Origin of the sequence: Curvibacter gracilis ATCC BAA-807 (assembly GCF_000518645.1) — a bacterium.
Classification (GTDB): Bacteria; Pseudomonadota; Gammaproteobacteria; order Burkholderiales; family Burkholderiaceae_C; genus Curvibacter; species Curvibacter gracilis.
The window spans coordinates 360,893-376,608 of sequence record NZ_KI912467.1 but is presented as its reverse complement, the minus strand read 5'-3'; the positions used below and the strand labels follow the sequence as shown (position 1 = coordinate 376,608).

Sequence of the window (15,716 nt, the reverse complement as noted above, 5' to 3'; positions counted from 1 at the left end):
GAGGTGATCGCGGTGAGCTGCGGCGTGGCCCAGTGCCAGGAGACCCTGCGCACGGCCATGGCCATCGGTGCGGACCGGGCCATCCTGGTCGAAACCCCCGCCGACCTCGAACTGCAGCCCCTGGCCGTGGCCAAGCTGCTCAACGCGCTGGTGGCCAAGGAGCAACCGGGCCTGATCATCCTGGGCAAGCAAGCCATTGACGACGACGCCAACCAGACCGGCCAGATGCTGGCCGCCTTGGCCGACCTGCCCCAGGCCACCTTCGCCAGCAAGGTCGAAGTGGCCGGTGACAAGGTCAACGTCACGCGTGAGATCGACGGCGGCCTGGAAACCCTGAGCCTGTCCATCCCGGCCGTCATCACCACCGACCTGCGCCTGAACGAGCCGCGTTATGTGACGCTGCCCAACATCATGAAGGCCAAGAAGAAGCCGCTGGAGACCGTCAAGCCCGAAGACCTCGGTGTGGACGTGGCCCCGCGCCTGAAGACGCTGAAGGTCAGCGAGCCCCCGAAGCGTGGCGCTGGCGTGAAGGTGGCCGATGTGGCCACCCTGGTGAACAAACTGAAAACTGAAGCCAAGGTGATCTGAACATGACCGCACTTGTTATTGCCGAACACGACAACCAAAGCATCAAGGGCGCGACCCTGAACACCGTGACCGCCGCGCTGCAAGCCGGTGGCGACGTGCACGTGCTGGTCGCAGGCCACAACGCCGGTGCTGCTGCTGCCCAAGCCGCCCAGATCGCAGGTGTGAGCAAAGTGATCCACGCCGACAGCGAAGCCCTGGCCCACGGCCTGGCCGAGAACGTGGCGGCCCAAGTCTTGGCCATTGCAGCCAACTACAGCCACATCGTGTTCCCCGCCACCGCCGGCGGCAAGAACGCCGCCCCGCGCGTGGCCGCCAAGCTGGACGTGGCGCAGATCAGCGAAATCAGCAAGGTCATCAGCGCCGACACCTTTGAGCGCCCGATCTACGCCGGCAACGCCATCGCCACCGTGCAAAGCGCTGACGCCACCAAGGTGATCACCGTGCGCACCACGGGCTTTGACGCCGCAGCGGCCACGGGCGGCAGCGCCGCGGTCGAAGCCATCGCCGCGCAGGCCGACAGCGGCAAGAGCGCGTTTGTGGGCAGCGAGATCGCCAAGAGCGACCGCCCCGAGCTGACGGCGGCCAAGATCATCGTCTCGGGTGGCCGTGCCCTGGGCAGCAGCGAGAAATTCAACGAAGTGCTGACCCCCCTGGCCGACAAGCTGGGTGCGGCGCTGGGTGCCAGCCGTGCGGCGGTGGACGCGGGCTACGCGCCCAACGACTGGCAGGTGGGCCAGACGGGCAAGATCGTGGCGCCCAGCCTGTACGTGGCCTGCGGCATCAGTGGTGCGATCCAGCACTTGGCGGGCATGAAGGATTCGAAGGTGATCGTGGCGATCAACAAGGACCCCGAGGCACCGATCTTCAGCGTGGCCGACTACGGCCTGGAGGCCGACCTGTTTGTGGCCGTGCCTGAGCTGATCGCGGCACTGTGAACTAAGGCGCAAGCCCCTTTCTGACAACAAGCCAAATGGGCATCGTTCGCGATGCCCATTTTTTTCGTGACCACGGGTCATGACTCCTGACTCGTTTGTCCATGGCACTTTCCGCAACCATGCGTACTTCCGTAGGCTCTGAAGCCTTGGCCTTCAGAGCACCTCGCAGAGGCTGTCAATGGGGCCTTCAACCCTGACAGGGGGGGATTCCTTCGAGGTACCTTCTGTCCCAATGGATTAGAATTCGCTGCCTCCAAACCATTGCAGAACTACCGGGCTTTATCCGTGTGGCAGACAAGTTGCTCGGTTTGTCCGAGCGTCAAGAACTGATCCACTATTTGGCATCGCACCCAAAGGCCGGTGATCTGATGGAGGGCACAGGCGGGGTGCGCAAATTGCGGTGGCGTCGAGGTGGCCGAGGCCAAAGCGGCGGAGTGAGGGTCATCTACTATGTTCATGACGAGCTCATGCCGCTTTATTTGCTGACCGTGTTTGCCAAAGGTGAGCGCAGCAATCTCAGTCATGCCCAACGCAATGAGTTGGCGGACATGGTTCAGGGTCTGGTCAACATCTGGAAGGCAAAAGCCAGGAAGACATGAGCAAGGCATTCAACAGCATCAAGCAAGGCTTGCAAGAAGCCATTGCCCACGCCGAAGGGCTCCAACCTGACGTCCGCATTCATCGCCCCCGTCCCGTGGATGTGCGGGCCTTGCGTGCCAAGGTCGGAATGACGCAGGCGCAATTTGCAGCTCAATTTGGATTTTCCCCTGCCACACTGCGTCACTGGGAGCGTGGTGACCGCAGGCCCCACGGTGCGTCCTTGGTCTTGCTCAACGTGATTGAGCACAATCCTCACGCCGTGATTGATGCTTTGGCGCTTTGAGAGTCAGGGGTAGGTGCCCCAGTCTCTTTGAGAATCTCATCGCGTTGCGCGGATCATGTCTTGGCCACCACCCGCAACAGCAAACTCTGGTGGGTTCTGAAACCCATGTGTTCGTACAAGCGCACCGCGCGCTGGTTGCTCGCCATCACATGCAGAAACGGGGTCTGCCCGCGCTGCAACTGGGCTTGTACCACCGTCTCGATCAGCGCCCGTGCCAGGCCCCGGCCCTGAGTCTCGGGCAGGCAGCACACACCGCTGACCTCGCGCAGCTGGCCCAGGTGCAGGCGCTCGCCGGTCATGGCGATCAACCGATCTTCTTCAAACACCCCCCAGTAGTCGCCCATCTCGCGCGTGCGCGGGCCAAAGGGGCCGGGCTGGGTGGCTTGTACCAGGGCCTCGATGGCGGCCTGGTCGGAGGGGCCCAGTCGTCTGGCATGGGCCGGGGGCAAGCTTGAGGGTGCTGCGGTGCTCCACAACATCTGCAAGGCCGGGGCCTCGATGTGCACCTGCCAGCCGGGGGGTGCCTCGCCCGCCCAGGCCTTGGCATAAAAGCGTTCGCCGGCCTCGCACAAGGGCGTGAGGGCCGAGAAATCCGGGGCATCCGGCTGGGCAAAGCCTAGCAGCGGGGTGAAGTCCGGGGCGTAGCGCCGGGCCTGGGCGTCGCCCAGCGACCAGGCCGCGTGGGGCCCGTTCAGGCTGTGCCAGAAGGGGTTGTCCAGGGCGGCGAGGTCCATGGTGGGTGCGGCGCCCGGGCGGCTTACTTGTAGAAGGCCTCGACCTTGCCCTTGAGGGTGATCAGCAGCGGGCGGCCCTTGCGGTCGCGCGTTTTGCCGGCGGGCACCTTGATCCAGCCTTCGCTGACGCAGTATTCCTCGACGTCGAAGCGCTCCTTGTCGTTGAAGCGGATGCCGATGTCGTGCTCGAACACGGCGGCCAGGTGGTGCGGGCTGCGCGGGTCGATGGACAGGCGGTCGGGCAGTTCGGGGCGTTGCGGGGCGGTGTCGCTCATGGAAGGTCTCGGACGGTTCAATGCGTAAAACGGCGATTGTCCCGCATTTGGGGCGGCCCACCTGGCAGGGCAGGGGGCCCGCCCGGGCTTTTACTCTTCGTTCTGCCAGTCCACCTGCACGCCCAGGCTGCGCAGGTTTTCCACGAAATGCGGGTGGGCGCGCCGGATCGGCGTGGCGTTGCGGATTTCGGAGCGGCCCTCGATGCTGGCCGCCACCATGAACAGCGCAATCGCCACCCGGATGATGTAGGGGCTTTCGACCACGGCCGGGCTCAGGGGCTTGCCGCCGAAGGTGATCAGGCGGTGCGGGTCGGACGAGAACACATGGGCGCCGAACTTGGACAGCTCGCCCGTCCAGCCCAGGGCCCCGTCGTAGACCTTGTTCCAGAACATGGTGTTGCCCTGGGCGCGCACGCCCAGCGCAATGAAGATGGGCAGCAGGTCGACCGGGAAGTAGGGCCAGGGCGCAGCTTCAACCTTGGTCAGCACATTGCTGGTGAACGGGGTCTGCACACGCAGCTCGCCCGGCACGCTGGCACGTGACCAACCGTCTTCGTGGGTGATCTTGACGCCGAACTTGGCAAAGGTGCGGTCGATCAGCGGAAAGTTGTCGGGTGCGCTGTTGCGCACCACCACGTCGCCGCCGGTGATCGCGCCCAGGGCCAGGAAGGTGGTGATCTCGTGAAAGTCTTCGTCAAAGCGGAACTCGCCGCCACCCAGGCGGGCGCCACCGTGCACGGTGATGCGCGAGGTGCCCAGGCCTTCGATGGGCACGCCCAGCATCTGCATGAAGCGGCAGAACTCCTGCACATGGGGCTCGGAGGCCGCGTTGGTCAGCGTCGAGGTGCCCTCGGCCACCGCTGCGCACAGCACGAAGTTCTCGGTGGTGGTGACCGAGGCGTAGTCCAGCCAGTGCTGGGTGGGGCGCAGGCGGCCTGGGCTGTGCACCAGCAGCGAGCCTTCGGCCCGCTCGACCCGGCCGCCGAACTGCTGGAACACCTCCACATGGGGGTCGATTTCGCGCACGCCCAGGGTGCAACCCTTGACGTTGTCCTCGAGCCGGGCCACGCCAAAACGCGCCAGCAGCGGCGGCACCAGCATGATGGACGAGCGCATCTCCTCGGGCAGGTGGTGGCGCGTGGGATCGAAACAGGTGTTCTGGTGGTGCAGTTCGAGCACGCCGCTGGCGTGGTCCATGCGCACCTCGCTGCCCAGGGTGCGGAAGATGTCCAGGATCTTGCGCACATCGGTGATGTCGGGCACGCCCAGCAGCTTCAGGGGTTGGTCGCTGAGCAGGGTGGCGCACAGCACAGGCAGCACGGCGTTCTTGTTGGCAGAGGGGATGATGCGGCCGCGAAGGGGGGTGCCGCCGTGCACGATGAGATTGGACATGGTCTGGGGGAACTGAAGCGAAATACGCCTTTTGGCGTGTCAAAGCCCTGGCAATGTACCAGCCGCAGGCCCCCGGCTGCCGCTGGCAGCCCCAAACGCCCGGTCAGGAGCGGGGTCGGCGTGACGGTTTGCACGCTCCGCCGGGTGGGCCAGGCCTCAGGGAGCGGGTGCCCGCAGCAGGTGTTTCATGATCTTGCCGGTGGGCGTTCGTGGCAGTTCGGTGCGGAACTCGTAGTGGCGTGGAATTTTGTAACGGGCCAATCGCGGGGCCAGGAAGGCGCTGAGTTCTTCGGCGCTGGCCTGTTGCCCCTCGCGCAGCACCAGCACGGCGCACACGGTCTCGCCCCATTCGGGGTGGGGCCGACCGATCACGGCCACATCGAGCAGGGCGGGGTGCGGCCCCAGGGCGTCCTCGACCTCCTTGGAGTAAACATTTTCACCTCCGGTGATGATCATGTCTTTGGCGCGGTCGACGATGAACAGAAATCCGTCCGCATCGGCCTGCGCCAGGTCACCCGTGCGGTACCAGCCGTCTGGCGTGAAGGCCTGGGCGCTGGCCTCGGGGTCGTCCAGGTAGCCTTTCATCATCGCTTCGGTGCGGAACTGGATCTCGCCCACCACGCCGGCGGGCACGGGCTGGGCGTCCAGGTCCACCAGGCGCATCTGCACGCCCGTGGTGGTGGCGCGCCCGATCGAGCCCGCCTTGGCCAGCGCGTGCTCGGGGTACAGCGCGGTCCCCAGGGGGCCGGTCTCGGTCATGCCATAGACCTGAACAAAGTTCTCGGTGCCATAGGCCTCGATCAGGCGCAAGGCCATGTCGCGCCCCAGTGGGCCACCGCCGTAGATCCAGCGGCGCATGCTGGACAGGTCGTGGGCGCGCAGCGCCGGCACGGCGTGCAATGGGGCCAGCAGGGCCACCGGGGCGGCAAAGGTCATGGTGATCTTTTCGGCTGCAATGGCCTCGATGAAGGCCTGCGGCTGGTATTCGCGCAGCAGCACCACGGTGCCACCCACGGCCAGGGTGCCCAGGGTCCAGTTGTTGAGCGGCGATGCGTGCCAGATCGGCATCGCCACCAGCATGCGGGTGTCGTTGCCGATGCCGATGCTGGCCGCGCAGGCCAGCGCCTGCTGGAACACGGTCTGGTGGGTGTGCAGGCAGCCCTTGGGCTTGCCAGTGGTGCCCGAGGTGTAGAGGATCTCGGCCAGGCTGTCACCCGACAGGGGCGCGTTCTCGCCGTCGGGCAGCGGGGCTGCTGCGGCCAACAGGGTGTCGAAGCTGGACAGACCCGGGTGGGGGCTGTCGGTGCTCAGGGCCGTCACGGGCAGGCCTGTTTGCTTGAGCACGCCGGCCAGGCTGCCGTCGATGACACAAAGGCGCGCCTGGCAATGACTCAGGATGTGCGCCAGCTCGGGGGCCGCCAGCTTGTGGTTGACCGGCACCACACTGGCCCCCAGGCGCCAGGCACCGTAGGCGGCCTGCAGAAAACCGGGCGTGTTTCGGCACACCAGGGCCACCCGGTCGCCGGCACCCACCCCCAGGTCCTTCAGCACCCGCGCTGCCTGCCGGGTCTGTTGCACGAAATCGGGGTAAGGCGTGCCGTGGTGCTGATAGCGGATGGCATCGTGCTCGGGAAAGCTGCGCGCCGTGGCGTGCAGCAGGGTGATCAGGTCCATGGCTTGTCTCCGTTGCTTGGTTTGGGGGGGGCGATCAAGTCTAGGTTTGGCGCCGACGGCAGGTGTCCGGATCTGATGCTCCTGCGATCGCAGGCGGCGGCGTCTGGCCTGGCGGGGATGGGCCGGTGGGCACCGGCCTGGGCTGTTCAGATTTGCCTTCACGCTGTTGCAGGCCAAAGGCGCCCGCCTTGTTGGATTTACACGGCATTTACATCACGCTGTCACACGCAGCTTTCAGCATGGTGTTTTGTCCATGGAGCGAGGAAACAGATCATGAAAAACACATCGACCCCGACACGCCGCCTGCAAACCGGCTTCACCCTGAGCCTGCTGGTCGGCCTGCTGGGCCTCTCGGCCTGCGGTGGCGGCGACGGCGGTGGCAACATCTTCGGCTTCAACACCCTGGACGGCAGCCAGCCCCTGGTGATCGGCCACCGCGGCCTGCCTGGCCTGTACCCCGAAGAAACCCAGCCGGCCTATGAAGGCGCGGCCGATGCCGGTGCCGATTCCCTGGAGGAAGACCTGCACCTCACCAAGGACTGCGTGCTGGTGGCACGCCACAACCCCTGGCTGAGCGACAACACCAACATCAGCACCGTGGCGCAGACCAACGCCGTGGTGGCGGCCCGCAAGCGCACCGTGCCCGGTGTGCAGGTGCCGGTGACCTATTCGTTGGCCCAGTACGGCGGCCCCGCCACCTACCTGAGCGACCGCACCAGCAGCGACCCGAAATCGGTGCTCCAGTCGCTGGTGGTGGACGGCGAGGACCACACCGGCGACTGGTCGATCACCGACTTCACCGTGGCCGAACTCAAGCAGTGGCTGGGCGGCACCACCTACGATGCCCGCAACGAGCGCCCCACCGCCCTCAATGGCAAGTACCCCATCCTGACCATGCAGGAGATCATCGACATTGCCAAGGCCAAGAGCGCCAGCACCGGTCGCACCCTCACGGTCTACCCCGAGGCCAAGAACCCCTATTGGAACAACGCCCAGGCCATTGCCAACGGCTGCGGTACCGGCACCCACCCGTTTGAAGACGCCATCGTCAAGCTGATCAAGGACAACAACCTGAACAGCAAGACCGCGCCGATCTTCGTGCAGTCCTTCGACCCGGCCAGCCTCAAGTACATGCGCTCGATCGGCCTGAACACCCGCGTGGTGCAGCTGATCGACGGCAACGACGTCAACTACAAGACGGGCGAAATGATCTACCAGACCAACGACGAGTACAACTTCGTCGATGGCCGCCCTTACAGCTGGACCGTCAATGGCGATGGCCGCTATTTCGGCGCCATGCTGACCCCCGCCGGCCTGGCCGAGATCAAGACCTATGCCGACGGCATCGGCCCCTGGAAGCCGCAGGTCATGTCCCTCAAGGTGTCGCCCTTCCCGACCACCGCCGGCTACACCGGTTCGTTGGCCGACGTGAACTCGGTCACCCCCACCAGCCTGATCAACGACGCCCACGCCGCTGGCCTGTTCGTGCACGTCTACACCTTCCGCAACGAGCAGAAGTACCTGGCCGGCTTCTACAAGGGCGACCCGACCGCTGAGTACCTGACCTTCTACCGCGCTGGCGTGGACGGCGTGTTCTCCGACTTTGCCAACACCGCCTTCGCGGCACGCACGGCTTACCGCAAGGAACGCGGCATTTGAGGAGCAGGCCGGCATTGAGCCGGCCGCAGCGCCTTCAGCCGACCCTTCAGTTCAGCGGGGCAGGGTGGGGCGGGGCAGGCCCCGGATCAAACCGGGTCGCTTGATGCGTCCTGGGGGCTGGGGCGGCTCCGGCCCGGGATGTCGGCCGACTGCCCGACTGGGTTGAGCAGCGTTTCGAGGTCGGGTGTGGTCAGGATCTGCCTGGCCCACAGAAGCAGCTGATCCGGTCGGGCGGTGTGCAGGCGGGCATAGGCCCAGGCGGGCACGGGGGCAAAGCGCTGCTCGACCAGCTGGGTCAGCATCAGAACGAAACCTTCGTCCCGGCCTTCTTGAATGCCTTTTTGGGTGGCTTCCGTGTAGAGCCGGCCAAGTGTTTCAGCGAGCATGGGTGCTCCTTCCAGCAAATCCGGGATGTGGGCGAGAACGCCGGTCATGTCGACGGGTATTTTGCGCCCGATCTCCTGGCGCAGCCAGCGGTTGAGCGTGCGTTTGAGTTCATTGTGTGCGGGGCTTTGCAAGGCATTTTTCACCGCCAGGGCCAGGCGCCCGATGGTCTGTGGGGCTTGGCTGCGTTCCAGGTGGAAAAGGGCCTCGACCAGGTTGCGAACCTCAGCCGACGGCGACAGCTGCAGTCGGGCTTCGTCGATCAGGTGGTACATCAGCTGGGGTCGAAAGGGTGCCAGGCCCGGCAAAGGGGGGGCGAAGCAATCGGCGACGTCGGTCGGCGCATTCCAGCGAGGCTGGCCGTTGTAGAGCACCAGGGGGATCAGGGCCGGTAACTTGCCTTGCTGCAACTGCTTTTGCCGGATGAGGTTCTGTGCCAGCAGACTGACGTAGGCCATCATGCGCACCGCCATCCACGGGTCGGGGCGGCTTTGAAACTCCAGCAGCAAGTAAACCCAGACCCAGTGGGGGCCCACCTTCAGGCGCCACACCATGTCGTCGTGGCGGTGCTTGTCAGATTCGCTCACATAGCTCGCGTTGACATGCTCCAGGGTGTCAAACCGGGCCTGCTGCAGCCAAGGGCCGGGCACAAAGCCCGTGAGCAGGTCACGCACCATCTCAGGGTGTGAGAAAAGTTGCTTGTAGCCGCTGTCGTGATCGGTTTCGGGGGCCATGACCGCCGATGGTGGGGGCTTGCTGCGCCTGGGGGGCCGCCGTCCGCCAGGCAGCCTGCGTGAGGCGACGAGGGGACCTAAGAGCCTGTTTCCGCGTTCTCTTGCTCCAGCGGCGCCAGCAAGCCCTCCAGCTCCGTCGCACTGAATTTGCCCGCCTCGGCGGGGTCACTGCCCAGCAGGTTTTCGGCCAGCTGGGCTTTGCGCTTTTGCAAGGTCAGCATCCGCTCTTCGATGCTGCCTTGCACCACCAGCCGGTACACAAACACGCTCTGGGTCTGGCCGATGCGGTGGGCGCGGTCGGTGGCCTGTTGTTCGACGGCGGGGTTCCACCAGGGGTCGAGGTGGATCACGGTGTCGGCGGCGGTCAGGTTCAGGCCGGTGCCGCCCGCCTTCAGGCTGATCAGGAACACAGGGGCCTGCTGGGCCTGGAAGGCCTGCACCAGGGCGCCGCGCTCGGCCACCGGGGTGTCGCCGGTCAGGCGCAGCCAGGCGATGCCCTGGGCATCGAGCAGTTCGCCCACCCGGGCCAGCAGGCCGGTGAACTGCGAGAACACCAGCACGCGCCGGCCTTCGTCCACCAGCCCCGGCAGCAGGGTCTGCAGGTCTTCCAGCTTGGCGCCCAGCAGGTCGGCGGGCACGGGCAGGCCGGGCACCAAGTGCGGGTCGCAGCACACCTGGCGCAGCTTGAGCAGGGCGTCCAGGATGGTGATCTGCGAGCTGGCAAAGCCCTGGCGCTGCAGCACCCGGCGCAGCAGGTGGTCGGCCGCCACGCGCACGCTCTCGTACAGCTCGCGCTGCACGCCTTGCAGCGTCACGTTGCGGGTGATCTCGATCTTGGGCGGCAGCTCGGTGGCCACCTGGTCTTTGCGCCGGCGCAGGATGAAGGGCCGCACCCGCGCCGCCAGCAGGCGGGCGCGCAGGGTCTCGCCGTTGACCTCGATGGGCTTGCGCCAGTGCTGCTGAAAATGCCGTGCCGTGCCCAGAAAACCCGGCATCAGAAAGTCGAACAGCGACCACAGCTCGCCCAGGTGGTTCTCCAGCGGGGTGCCGGTCAGGCACAGGCGGTGTTCGGCCCGCAACTGGCGCAGGGCCCGGGCGCTGCGGCTGTCGGCGTTCTTGACCATCTGGGCTTCGTCCAGCACCACCCATTGCCAGGCTTGCTCGCGCAGGGCCCGCACATCGCGCCAGGCCAGGGCGTAGCTGGTCAGCACCACCTGGTACTGGCCCAGGTGGGCAAAGTGCTCGGCCCGTTCACTGCCGTGCAGCGTCAGCACGCGCAGGCCGGGGGCCAGGCGTTGCAGTTCGAGCTGCCAGTTGAAGATCAGCGAGGCCGGCAGCACCACCAGGGCGGGCTGTTGCAGGCGCCCGGCCTGGTGCTCCAGCAGCAGGTGGGCAATGGTCTGCGCCGTCTTGCCCAGGCCCATGTCGTCGGCCAGCACACCGTGCAGGCCGTGCTCGCGCAGGTACTGCAGCCAGGCCAGGCCCTGCAGCTGGTAGGGGCGCAAGGGCAGGGGCCAGCCGGCGGGCGCGGCCACGGGCGGCGGGCTGCCGGCCTGGCGCAGGCGCTGCACCCAGGGGCCCAGGCTGTCTTCGCCCTGCACATGCCAGGGCACGGGGGCGGGGGGCGTCGCTGTGCCGCTGGCCTCCAGCGGGGCCCGCAACTGCTCCAGCCGGGGCAGGTCCCAGGCCTGCAGGCGCCAGGGGCCGGCAGCCTGGCGCGGGTCGCTCAGCAGGTCGAGCAGTGCCGCCACGATGGGCTTCAGTGTGCTGGCGGGGGCCTCCAGGCGCTTGCCGCCGGGGGCGCGCAGTGTCACCACGCTCAGGTCGTCGATGGCGCGCAGGCGCTCGGTGCTCAGCCAGCGGGCGTCACGCCGCAGCAGGTCGGCCAGGATGGGCCCCAGGTCCAGCGTCTGGCCTTCGATCACCACGCCCAGGGTCATGAACCAGGCCCCGCTGCGCGCCGGCAGGCCCAGTGGGGCCGGCTCGGGCGGGCGCTGGCCCAGCGGGCCGGCCACCAGGCGGCCCAGCACCTCGCCGGTGTCGGGCTCGATCAGCAGGCGCCAGGCTTCCACCGGCACGCTCTGGTGGGCAAAGCCAGGCTTCACCACCACGCGCCAGCCGGCGGCCTGCAGCAGCGGCACCTCATCGGCCCAGAAGTCGCCAAAGGCTTCTTCCTGGGGCAGTGACCACAGGCCCAGGGCGCGCTCCTCGGGCAAGGCCTGGGCTTCGGCCTCGGGTGAGCGCCATTGCAGGGTGTCGGCTTTCAGCGGGTGCAGGCCCAGCTGACGCAGGCGATCGGTGGCCTGGGCCTCGGCCGCCAGGTCGCGGTGCAGCAGCACGGCCTGGCCGCTGGCATCGCTCAGGCGCTCGGTGGGCAGGGGGCGCTGGCCCAGCACGCTGCGCGGGGCGGGCGTCTGCCACAGGGGCTGGTCGTTCACCAGGTACAGCCAGTCGACCCAGGCCACCGTGACCTGTTCGCCCCGGGGGCCGAACACGCCGTCGCGGCACAGGCCCAGCAGGCCCTCGCCACGGCCCAGGGTCTGCAGCGTCAGGCAGGGCGTGAGCCGGCCCTGCACGGTGCGCAGGCCGGGGCGGCGCGGCGGGGGTGGGAGGGCCGAGGCAGGAATAGAGGGCGGCAGCGCAGGCATGGCCGCCGATTGTCGCCTTGCCAGACCGCCGACCCCGGGCTGCCCGAGGAGGACAATGCGGGTTTTGCGCAATTTTGAGTTCATCCATGTCCCTGGCCACCCCCTCCACCTTGCCCTTGATCCCTGATGTGCCCGATCTGCACGATGCCGCCCTCACGGCACGCCTGCAACACCTGATCGATCACAAGACCAAGCCCCTGGGGGCCCTGGGGCAGCTGGAGTCGCTGGCCCTGCAGCTGGGCCAGATCCTGGGCGGCGAGGCCCCCGCCCTGCGCCAGCCCCAGATGCTGGTCTGTGCGGGCGATCACGGTCTGGCGGCGCGCGGGGTGTCGGCCTACCCGGCGGATGTGACCTGGCAGATGGTCGAGAACTTTCTGGCCGGCGGTGCGGCTGTCAGCGTGCTGGCCCGCCAGCATGGCCTGGCCCTGACCGTGGTCGACTGCGGCGTGCGCCGCGATTTCGAGCCCCGGCCCGAGCCGGTACCGGGTGCGCCACGCCTGCTGTTGCGCAAGGTGGCACCGGGCACGGCCGATGCGGTCGAGGGCCCGGCCATGACGGCCGCCCAATGCGAGCAGGCGCTGCGCCAGGGCCGTGAGGTGCTGGCCGGCCTGCCCGGCAACACCTTGCTGCTGGGTGAGATGGGCATTGGCAACACCTCGTCGGCTGCCTTGCTGCTGGCCTGGGCCAGTGGCCGCCCGGTGGCCGAGTGCACGGGCCGCGGCACGGGGCTGGACGAGCCCGGCGTGGCCCGCAAGGTGGCCGTGCTGGAGCAGGTGATGGCGCGCCACGCCGACATCGGCCGCGACGAGCCCTTGCGCGCCCTGGCCGCCTTCGGTGGCTTCGAGGTGGTGACCCTGGTGGGCGCCGTGCTGCAGGCGGCCGCCGAGCGCCGCGTGGTGGTGGTCGATGGCTTCATCACCACCGCCGCAGTGCTGCTGGCCTGCGAACTGGCCCCTGCGGTGCGTCAGCGCTGCGTGTTTGCCCACCAGTCGGGCGAACGGGGGCACGCCCTGATGCTGCAGCAATTGAGGGCCGAGCCCTTGCTGAGCCTGGGTTTGCGCCTGGGCGAGGGCTCGGGCGCGGCGCTGGCCTGGCCCTTGCTCGATTCCGCCTGCCGGGTGCTGGCCGAGATGGCCAGCTTCGAATCCGCGGGGGTGTCGCAGCAGCAGGCTTGATCAACCCGCGCGCACACAATTGCGGCCATCGTTCTTGGCCTGGTACAGCGCCTTGTCGGCCCGGGCCAGCAAGGCGTCAATCGATTCTCCGGGCTCGACGGCCGTGGCCACGCCGATGCTCACCGTGCAGCCCAGGGCCGGTGGCGCCGGCTGGGCCTGGCGCACGCGCTCGGCCACGCCCAGGGCGGTGGCCGCATCGGTGCCGGGCAGCAGCACCAGGAACTCTTCGCCGCCATAGCGGCCCAGCAGGTCGGTCTGGCGCAGCATGCGGCGGGTGCGTGCGGTGAACTCGATCAGCACGGCATCCCCCTGCTGGTGGCCGAACTGGTCGTTGATGGCCTTGAAATGGTCCAGGTCCAGCATCATCAGCGACACCGGGTCGCCGTGGCGACGCAGCCGGGCCAGTTCCTCTTCGGCACGCTGCAGCACGGCACGCCGCGTCAGGGCCTGGGTCAGGGTGTCGTGGCTGGCCAGGTGCTCGAACTCGATGCGCAGCCGCTCGGTGGCGCACAGCACCGAACCCACGGTCAGCATCAGGATGGTCACGGCATTGCCCGACAGGTAGGCCAGCTGCATCAGGCCGGGCTCCATCAGGCCTTCACCCGCGTGCCCCAGCAAGACGCTGATCAGGCGGGCGCCCAGGATGGCGCTTTGCAGGCCCAGCACCAGCACTACCACGGTCTGGCTGAAGCTGGTGGGCTGGCGCATCATGAAACGCATCTGGGTCAGAAACAGCGCACCCATCAGGCTGGTGAACAGGATCAGTCGCACGTCGTACGAGGGCGACACCCAGGTGAACCAGGCCATCACAGGCAGGCAGCCGAGCACCACCAGGGTCCAGCCCTTCCAGCGCGCTTGGCCCGTGAAAAAGTATTGATTGCCTACGTGGTAGGCCAGCACGCCACCCATCAGGACTTCATTGGCCAGCACCACCGAGAAGAGATCCGGCAGGTGTCCGCGCAGGCCGAACAGCACGGTGCTGGCACACCACAACAGCGGTGCGCAGGTCAGCAAACCCAGGCCTTGGCGCAGATGGCGTGGGTAGCTGCGGCGCATGAAGATCAGCACCAGTGACATCAGCAGGGCCAGCAGGCCTGACAACATCATGATCGACCGGGCGTCGAGTGCAGACAAGTGATGGCTTTCAGGCAAGGCAGTGGTCTTGGCCGCCCAGTCAAGCCTTTGGGCGACAGACGGTTCGGATGACAGTATACGAAGCCTTTACATAGCCCAAGAGTTTCAGATCTGCTGGTTTTCCCGGCTTTTTGTGTTCGATGGCGAACTGAACGTTCCGGCCAATGGCTTTGATCGTGCCGGCCATTGCGAGGGGTGGGCCGGGCTGCCTAGACTGGCCCGGTCCTTCACCCGCCCGCTGTCATGACACCGACCCTTGCCCCTCCTGACTCTGCGCCCCTTGCCGGCCCGGCCCAGGCCGCCCCTTTGCATGGGGTGCGTGTGCTCGATCTCACCCGCCTGCTGCCCGGGCCGATGTGCACCCTGCACCTGGCCGATCTGGGCGCCGAGGTGATCAAGATCGAAGACACCGGTGCGGGTGACTACGCCGCCCGCGCCGTGCGCGAGCTGGTCAACCGCAACAAGCAGGGCCTGTGCCTGGATCTGAAGCAAGCCGCCGGCCTGGCCGTGCTGCAGCGCCTGGTGCGCGAGGCCGATGTGCTGGTCGAGGGCTTTCGCCCGGGCGTGATGGCGCGCCTGGGCGCCGGCTACCCGGCGCTGGCCGCCATCAACCCGCGTCTGGTCTATTGCAGCCTGACCGGCTACGGCCAGACCGGCCCCCTGCGCGATGCGGCCGGCCACGACCTCAACTACGCCGGCCTGGCCGGCGTGGCCGAGCAGAGCGGGCAACCCGGCCAGCCGCCCGCCTTGTCCAATGTGCCGGTGGCCGATCTGCTGGGGGGCAGCATGACCGCGGTGATGGGCATCCTGGCCGCCTTGTTCGATGCGCAGCGCACGGGCTTGGGGCGCCATGTCGACATCGCCGTGGCCGACGGGGTGTTGGCCCATGCCGTGCTGCCATTGGCGGCGGTCAACACCCAGGGCCGCACCAGCCCGGTGGGCCAGGGCAAGCTGACCGGGGCCTTGCCCTGTTATGCGGTGTACACGGCCGCCTGCGGCGGGCACCTGGCCGTGGCAGCCCTCGAGAAGAAGTTCTGGGACCTGTTCTGCCAGCACGTCGGCCGGCCCGAGTGGCAGGCCCGCCACCAGCCCGCCACGCCGGCCGGCTGCGAGCAGATGCGTGCCGAGCTGCAAGCCCTGATCGGCAGCCAGCCCCTGGCCTGGTGGGCCGAGCACCTGGCGGGCGTGGACTGCTGTGTCACCCCGATCCTGAAACTCGAAGAGGCGTTGGAGCATCCGCAGTTCCAGGCCCGGGGCATGGTGCTGCAGCAGCCTGAAGGGCAGCGCCAGCTGGCCTGCCCGGTGCGCATGAGCGGCTATGAATTTGCCCTGCGGCAACCGGCGCCCCGGCCCGGCGAGCACACCGACCCCGTGCTGGCCCAGGCCGGCTACAGCGCCGAAGAGATCGAGGCCCTGCGCGCCCAGGGGGCCGTGGCCTGAGCGGGGCCCGTCTGAATCAGCGGGCAGGGCCCTCGGCCCGCCCAGGATAAAAACCAAGGAG

General features: G+C 67.6%; 14 protein-coding genes. 7 read left to right on the top strand and 7 right to left on the bottom strand.

Annotated elements, in window-relative coordinates; translation table 11 throughout:
• The 4 genes from L880_RS0130360 to L880_RS35360 all read left to right on the top strand — a co-directional run.
• Positions 1 to 588: electron transfer flavoprotein subunit beta/FixA family protein (locus L880_RS0130360; protein WP_027478803.1), on the top strand; the 588-nt coding region annotated here is incomplete at its 5' end.
• A gap of 2 nt (positions 589 to 590) precedes the next feature.
• Positions 591 to 1,523 (top strand): electron transfer flavoprotein subunit alpha/FixB family protein, encoded by a 933-nt coding sequence (locus L880_RS0130355; protein ID WP_027478802.1) that lies wholly within the window; start codon positions 591 to 593, stop codon positions 1,521 to 1,523.
• Between the two features lie 308 nt (positions 1,524 to 1,831).
• Positions 1,832 to 2,122, top strand: coding sequence for a type II toxin-antitoxin system RelE/ParE family toxin (locus tag L880_RS35365; protein ID WP_245615443.1), 291 nt, complete (start codon positions 1,832 to 1,834; stop codon positions 2,120 to 2,122).
• Positions 2,119 to 2,406 (top strand): helix-turn-helix domain-containing protein, encoded by a 288-nt coding sequence (locus L880_RS35360; RefSeq protein ID WP_027478800.1) that lies wholly within the window; start codon positions 2,119 to 2,121, stop codon positions 2,404 to 2,406. The genes L880_RS35365 and L880_RS35360 overlap by 4 nt, the downstream gene beginning before the upstream one ends.
• A gap of 53 nt (positions 2,407 to 2,459) precedes the next feature.
• Here the strand turns inward: L880_RS35360 and L880_RS0130340 are convergent, their stop codons facing one another.
• The 4 genes from L880_RS0130340 to L880_RS0130325 form a co-directional block, all read right to left on the bottom strand.
• Complete coding sequence (locus tag L880_RS0130340) at positions 2,460 to 3,140, bottom strand: GNAT family N-acetyltransferase (RefSeq protein ID WP_027478799.1); 681 nt, start codon at positions 3,138 to 3,140, stop codon at positions 2,460 to 2,462.
• A gap of 23 nt (positions 3,141 to 3,163) precedes the next feature.
• Entirely contained in the window at positions 3,164 to 3,415 is a 252-nt protein-coding gene (locus tag L880_RS0130335) for a DUF3297 family protein (protein ID WP_027478798.1), read from the bottom strand.
• Between the two features lie 90 nt (positions 3,416 to 3,505).
• Positions 3,506 to 4,807 carry a UDP-N-acetylglucosamine 1-carboxyvinyltransferase gene (locus L880_RS0130330; protein ID WP_019573129.1) on the bottom strand — a complete coding sequence of 434 codons (1,302 nt, stop codon included), beginning with the start codon at positions 4,805 to 4,807 and terminating at the stop codon, positions 3,506 to 3,508.
• A 156-nt stretch (positions 4,808 to 4,963) separates the two neighbouring features.
• Positions 4,964 to 6,481 carry a class I adenylate-forming enzyme family protein gene (locus L880_RS0130325; RefSeq protein ID WP_027478797.1) on the bottom strand — a complete coding sequence of 506 codons (1,518 nt, stop codon included), beginning with the start codon at positions 6,479 to 6,481 and terminating at the stop codon, positions 4,964 to 4,966.
• Between the two features lie 273 nt (positions 6,482 to 6,754).
• Here L880_RS0130325 and L880_RS0130320 point away from each other — a divergent pair, with 273 nt between their 5' ends.
• A complete protein-coding gene (locus tag L880_RS0130320; RefSeq protein WP_027478796.1) occupies positions 6,755 to 8,140 on the top strand; it encodes a glycerophosphodiester phosphodiesterase family protein in 1,386 nt (461 codons plus the stop codon).
• Positions 8,141 to 8,226: 86 nt separating this feature from the next.
• Here L880_RS0130320 and L880_RS34000 read toward each other — a convergent pair whose 3' ends face one another.
• Both L880_RS34000 and L880_RS33995 read right to left on the bottom strand, forming a co-directional pair.
• A complete protein-coding gene (locus L880_RS34000) occupies positions 8,227 to 9,258 on the bottom strand; it encodes an Rpn family recombination-promoting nuclease/putative transposase (RefSeq protein ID WP_051443693.1) in 1,032 nt (343 codons plus the stop codon).
• 77 nt (positions 9,259 to 9,335) lie between these two features.
• Entirely contained in the window at positions 9,336 to 11,906 is a 2,571-nt protein-coding gene (locus L880_RS33995) for a DEAD/DEAH box helicase (protein ID WP_051443692.1), read from the bottom strand.
• 86 nt (positions 11,907 to 11,992) lie between these two features.
• Here L880_RS33995 and cobT point away from each other — a divergent pair, with 86 nt between their 5' ends.
• Complete coding sequence (cobT, locus tag L880_RS0130305) at positions 11,993 to 13,081, top strand: nicotinate-nucleotide--dimethylbenzimidazole phosphoribosyltransferase (protein WP_027478795.1); 1,089 nt, start codon at positions 11,993 to 11,995, stop codon at positions 13,079 to 13,081.
• On the opposite strand, the gene L880_RS0130300 is transcribed toward cobT, so the two are convergent.
• Positions 13,082 to 14,215 (bottom strand): GGDEF domain-containing protein, encoded by a 1,134-nt coding sequence (locus L880_RS0130300; RefSeq protein ID WP_027478794.1) that lies wholly within the window; start codon positions 14,213 to 14,215, stop codon positions 13,082 to 13,084.
• A gap of 243 nt (positions 14,216 to 14,458) precedes the next feature.
• Between L880_RS0130300 and L880_RS0130295 the strand changes: the two genes are divergently transcribed.
• A complete protein-coding gene (locus L880_RS0130295) occupies positions 14,459 to 15,655 on the top strand; it encodes a CaiB/BaiF CoA transferase family protein (protein WP_043331042.1) in 1,197 nt (398 codons plus the stop codon).
• Positions 15,656 to 15,716: the final 61 nt, after the last annotated feature.

Excerpts from the sequence above, each read along its gene's own strand:
- L880_RS0130325 (WP_027478797.1), bottom strand. The coding sequence starts at position 6,481 with ATGGACCTGATCACCCTGCTGCACGCCACGGCGCGCAGCTTTCCCGAG.
- L880_RS0130335 (WP_027478798.1), bottom strand. The coding sequence starts at position 3,415 with ATGAGCGACACCGCCCCGCAACGCCCCGAACTGCCCGACCGCCTGTCC.
- L880_RS34000 (WP_051443693.1), bottom strand. The coding sequence starts at position 9,258 with ATGGCCCCCGAAACCGATCACGACAGCGGCTACAAGCAACTTTTCTCA.
- L880_RS33995 (WP_051443692.1), bottom strand. The coding sequence starts at position 11,906 with ATGCCTGCGCTGCCGCCCTCTATTCCTGCCTCGGCCCTCCCACCCCCG.
- L880_RS0130320 (WP_027478796.1), top strand. The coding sequence starts at position 6,755 with ATGAAAAACACATCGACCCCGACACGCCGCCTGCAAACCGGCTTCACC.
- cobT (WP_027478795.1), top strand. The coding sequence starts at position 11,993 with ATGTCCCTGGCCACCCCCTCCACCTTGCCCTTGATCCCTGATGTGCCC.
- L880_RS0130340 (WP_027478799.1), bottom strand. The coding sequence starts at position 3,140 with ATGGACCTCGCCGCCCTGGACAACCCCTTCTGGCACAGCCTGAACGGG.
- L880_RS0130330 (WP_019573129.1), bottom strand. The coding sequence starts at position 4,807 with ATGTCCAATCTCATCGTGCACGGCGGCACCCCCCTTCGCGGCCGCATC.
- L880_RS0130295 (WP_043331042.1), top strand. The coding sequence starts at position 14,459 with ATGACACCGACCCTTGCCCCTCCTGACTCTGCGCCCCTTGCCGGCCCG.
- L880_RS0130355 (WP_027478802.1), top strand. The coding sequence starts at position 591 with ATGACCGCACTTGTTATTGCCGAACACGACAACCAAAGCATCAAGGGC.
- L880_RS35360 (WP_027478800.1), top strand. The coding sequence starts at position 2,119 with ATGAGCAAGGCATTCAACAGCATCAAGCAAGGCTTGCAAGAAGCCATT.